At 44.1% G+C, this 4,243-nt stretch carries 4 protein-coding genes; 2 read left to right on the top strand and 2 right to left on the bottom strand.

The window, feature by feature from the left end:
* Positions 1-1,098: glucose-1-phosphate adenylyltransferase (gene glgC, locus AB4653_RS20520; RefSeq protein WP_372105188.1), on the bottom strand; the 1,098-nt coding region annotated here is incomplete at its 3' end.
* 400 nt (positions 1,099-1,498) lie between these two features.
* Here glgC and ompW point away from each other — a divergent pair.
* Complete coding sequence (ompW, locus tag AB4653_RS20515; RefSeq protein ID WP_012601085.1) at positions 1,499-2,146, top strand: outer membrane protein OmpW; 648 nt, start codon at positions 1,499-1,501, stop codon at positions 2,144-2,146.
* A 218-nt stretch (positions 2,147-2,364) separates the two neighbouring features.
* Here the strand turns inward: ompW and AB4653_RS20510 are convergent, their stop codons facing one another.
* On the bottom strand, positions 2,365-3,084 hold the full coding sequence (locus AB4653_RS20510; protein WP_102258237.1) for an SDR family oxidoreductase: 720 nt from the start codon (positions 3,082-3,084) through the stop codon (positions 2,365-2,367).
* Between the two features lie 210 nt (positions 3,085-3,294).
* Here AB4653_RS20510 and AB4653_RS20505 point away from each other — a divergent pair, with 210 nt between their 5' ends.
* Positions 3,295-4,200: a LysR family transcriptional regulator gene (locus tag AB4653_RS20505; RefSeq protein WP_102258236.1), complete on the top strand. Its 906-nt coding sequence runs from the start codon at positions 3,295-3,297 to the stop codon at positions 4,198-4,200.
* Positions 4,201-4,243: the final 43 nt, after the last annotated feature.

Here is a 4,243-nt window from a genome sequence, read left to right as displayed (position 1 = left end):
ATCTATGATGCAGTTTTGAATATGGCAATTTTTCCCAATCTCAACATCTTCAAACAGAATACTATCAATCACAATCGCGGCATTACTGACTTTCACTTTCGGGAAGAAGATAGAGTTTTGCGCAGAGCCACCTTCGATCACTACGCCATTCGCTATCATCGAGTTGATGAATATTCCTTGGTTTCCTTCTACAGAAGCAATGGTGCGTGCAGGTGGCAGTTGCGGCTCGTAGGTGCGAATCGCCCAATCTGGTTGGTATAAATCTATAGGTGAGGCTGGCTTTAACAGATCCATATTAGACTGGTAGTAAGAGTCGATAGTACCGACATCTCTCCAGTACGCATCTTGGGTCACTCGGCCTTCTTCGTCGCCAAACTTATACGCGTAAACACTGTTGTTGCCGACCAATTTAGGAATAATGTCTTTACCGAAATCATGGCTTGAGTTCGGATCTTCGGCATCCGCCAGTAGCGCTTGTGTTAACACCTCTTTATCAAAGACGTAAATACCCATTGAAGCCATGCTTCGAGTCGGCCTACCGGGGACACATGCAGGGTAACGTGGCTTTTCGGTAAAGTTATTGATCTCTAGAGATTCATCTATCTCCATCACACCAAATTCTTTGGCTTCATCAATCGAAACCTCCATGCACGCTACGGTTAGATCGGCCTCGTTCTTTTTATGTTGCTTGAGCATTGGCGCGTAATCCATGCGATAGATATGGTCGCCTGATAACACCACTACATGCTTAGCTTCGCTACGAGAAAGCAGATACAAGTTTTGATAAATCGCATCGGCAGTACCGCTATACCAACTATCACCTGTACGCATTTGTGGGGGGACATTGGTGATGTATTCGCCGAGCTCGGGGTTAAGCACCGACCAACCATCTCTTAAATGTTTTTGTAAAGAGTGAGACTTGTACTGAGTCAGCACCAAAATTTGGCGCAGCCCAGAGTGTAAGCAGTTCGCGAGCGTGAAATCGATGATTCGATATTTACCGCCAAAAGGTACCGCAGGTTTTGCACGGTTATCGGTAAGGGGAGAAAGCCGAGAGCCTACACCGCCGGCCAGAACGATTGTTAGAGTGTCTTGCATAGTCAGAACCTCAATGTATTTATGATTATGAACATAGACTTGCAAGCACTAAGCCAAATGTAACTCATTGAATATTAAACGAGGTGAGAGTGATTATTGTGGAAGTGCACCAAATTGATGCGTACGAGATATTGGCTTGCTCTATTTTGATCCAAATAGACCCGGGCAAGGTGAAGGGGTTAAATTAACAAAATGACGCACGGGAAAGTTGCATTACAAAACTGTCAATAAAATGAAGCGATAAAGTGATCAAGTCGATGCAAATTTACATAAGTTCTCACAAGTTTTCACAAATTGATTTCCATCAATAAAGTAGGGTTATTATATGCTACCTTGCACGCAAAATAAGAAATGATTACTCATTCACCAATAACGATTAAGCCCTCAAAAGGAAATTATAATGAAAAAAACAGTATGTGGTATTGCGGTTGTTGCGGCTCTTATGTCAACTAGTGCTTTTGCTCATAAAGAAGGTGATTTCATCATCCGTGCTGGTGCCGCAATAGTGTCTCCTAACGATAGCAGTGGAGATGTTTTGGAGACATCGGGTTCAAAATTTGGTGTGGATTCAAACACCCAACTTGGATTGACATTTGGCTACATGTTTACAGACAACATCAGTCTCGAGATTCTTGCAGCGACGCCGTTCTCCCATACAATTTCTACAAACCATGGTGGTTTAGGTGATATCGCCGAGACAAAACATTTACCACCAACGTTGATGGTTCAGTACTACTTCGGCGAAGCAAACAGCAAGTTCCGTCCTTACGTAGGTGCTGGTATTAACTACACCGTATTCTTTGACGAAGAGCTTAATGGTGCGGCTAAAGATGCTGGTTTAAGTGACTTGTCCCTTGATGATTCGTGGGGACTGGCTGCGAATGTTGGTATGGATTACATGATCAACGACGACTGGTTTTTAAACGCATCCGTCTGGTACGCAGACATCGATACTACAGCCAAGTACAAGGCTGGTGGGAAACAGTACTCAACAGACGTTGATATTGATCCATGGGTATTCATGATTGGTGGTGGTTACAACTTCTAATCAACATCTTTAGTTTGTTAAAAGCGCTCAAGCACCAGCCAGCTTGGGCGCTTTTTTCTTTTGATCAACAACGTCACAAACAACGCAAGCAAATCATACATGAATAAAAATTGATGTGGCGATTGCAATCATCGTTACCACCAAAACGAAAGCGCCACTACTTGTTAAGCAGTGGCGTTTTTTTAGTTCATCGCTTATTTAATAGCGATAGCAAAGGCCTATGGCTGTTGCTTAGTTGGTGCTAGAGCAATCTCACGGATACATACATTCTGTGGTTGTTGGTAAGCGTACGATACCGCGCGAGCAATATCGTCAGCAGCCAATACGCCGCCCATGTCTTCTTTCCAAGAATCGTAACCGTCTTTGATCTCTTGAGATGTTGTGTGAGACAGAAGTTCAGTCTCTACAGCACCCGGTGCGATAGTGGTAACACGAACATTTGAAGCAGCAACTTCTTCACGAACGTTCTCAGAAATAGCGTGTACCGCGAATTTAGTACCACAGTAAGCTGCGTGGCTTGGGAATGTTTTCTTACCCGCAATTGAGCTGATGTTGATGATAGTACCTGTGTTGCGTTCCATCATAGGAGCAAGTACAGATTGCATGCCGTTTAGCAGACCAATCACGTTTACATCGAACATTGTCTTCCACTCTTGAGCGTCTTGAGTATCAATTTGACCAAGAAGCATTGCACCAGCGTTGTTGATAAGTGCATCTACAGGGCCAAATTTCTCTTCACCTAGTGCGATTGCTGCATCAAAAGACGCTTTGTCTGTTACGTCTACTTTTACTGATAGAGAGTTTGGTAGGTTCAACGCTTCAAGGCGGTCAATACGACGAGCTAAAAGTAGTAGAGGGTGACCTTCATCGCTTAGACGACGAGCGATTGCTTCACCAATACCAGAGCTTGCACCTGTAATTACGATTAGTTTTTTCATTTTATTTCCTCTGTACTTTTATTGCGTCGGTTGGCTACGACGTATTGTTTAAGTGCATTCGAATCAAGTGCTTGTTGCCTTGCTTCGTTGCGATGGAGGTATATTAAGGAAAATAGCATTGTTGATATATAGCGCTTTACTTGAAACACTGTTGCCGTGATGCAACAATAAAAGCGTCTATCTCATAACTTCATTAGTAAGCTGGCGACTATGCTCAATCAAATTAACCTGTCTGATATTCGCTCCTTCGTTCTTATCGCTCGTTTAGGTAATTTCACCAAAGCGGCGGAGGAGTTAGATGTTTCACGCTCCCACGTATCACGCCAAGTGAGTAGCCTAGAAAAGCAGATGGGTGTGACACTGTTTATCCGCACCACTCGAACTTTAAGACTGACGCATGCAGGGCAAGATCTGTACGCGAGATGTGAACAAGCCTTAGATAATATAGACCAAGCTCTGATTGCTGCTGTCGACGATGTCGAAGAGGTGCGCGGCGACATAAAAGTAAACTGTGTCGGAGGGTATCTTGGTGAGGTGATCATCGCGGATCTGGTCAATGAATTTATGCAGCTTTACCCAGACATCAGCATCAGTCTTGATTTCAGTAGTAACCGAGTCGATTTGATTGAAGATGCGTTTGATATCGCTTTTCGTATGGGGAGTCTTGAAGATGCGGGCTTTATCGCTAGAAAGCTATTGGATATTGAAATGGGAACACTCGCGAGCCCAGAATATTTTGCTCGCAAAGGAAAGCCAAACCATCCTAAAGATCTCATCCACCATGATTGCTTAACGGGCTCGGTGCGTAAATGGAGCTTTCAAGCTTTGGATGACACTAAGAAAACAGTCGATGTGCATGTGACGGGTAGGCTGCAATGTAAGAATGGCCGAGTGTTGGTACAGGGCGCGAAGTCGGGCAATGGGATTATTCGTGTTCCAACCATCTATTGCTTACAAGAGCTCAACGAAGGGCAACTGGTGCAGGTGTTTGATGAGTGGGTAGTGCCGAAAGTGGACTTTTCAGCGATATACCATCGAGACCGCTATCAACCGAGCCGAATTCGAACCTTCATTGATTTTGTAAAAGGCCGTTTTGAGCAAATGCCAGTCAGCTAAATAGTGCGTGCTGTCCATTATTTGGAGTAGAGCGGATTAGCGT

Origin of the sequence: Vibrio sp. 10N.222.48.A3 (assembly GCF_041475345.1) — a bacterium.
Taxonomy (GTDB): domain Bacteria; phylum Pseudomonadota; class Gammaproteobacteria; order Enterobacterales; family Vibrionaceae; genus Vibrio; species Vibrio tasmaniensis_A.
Note: the sequence above shows the minus strand (reverse complement) of the source record. Positions and strands in the feature narration are given on the sequence as shown.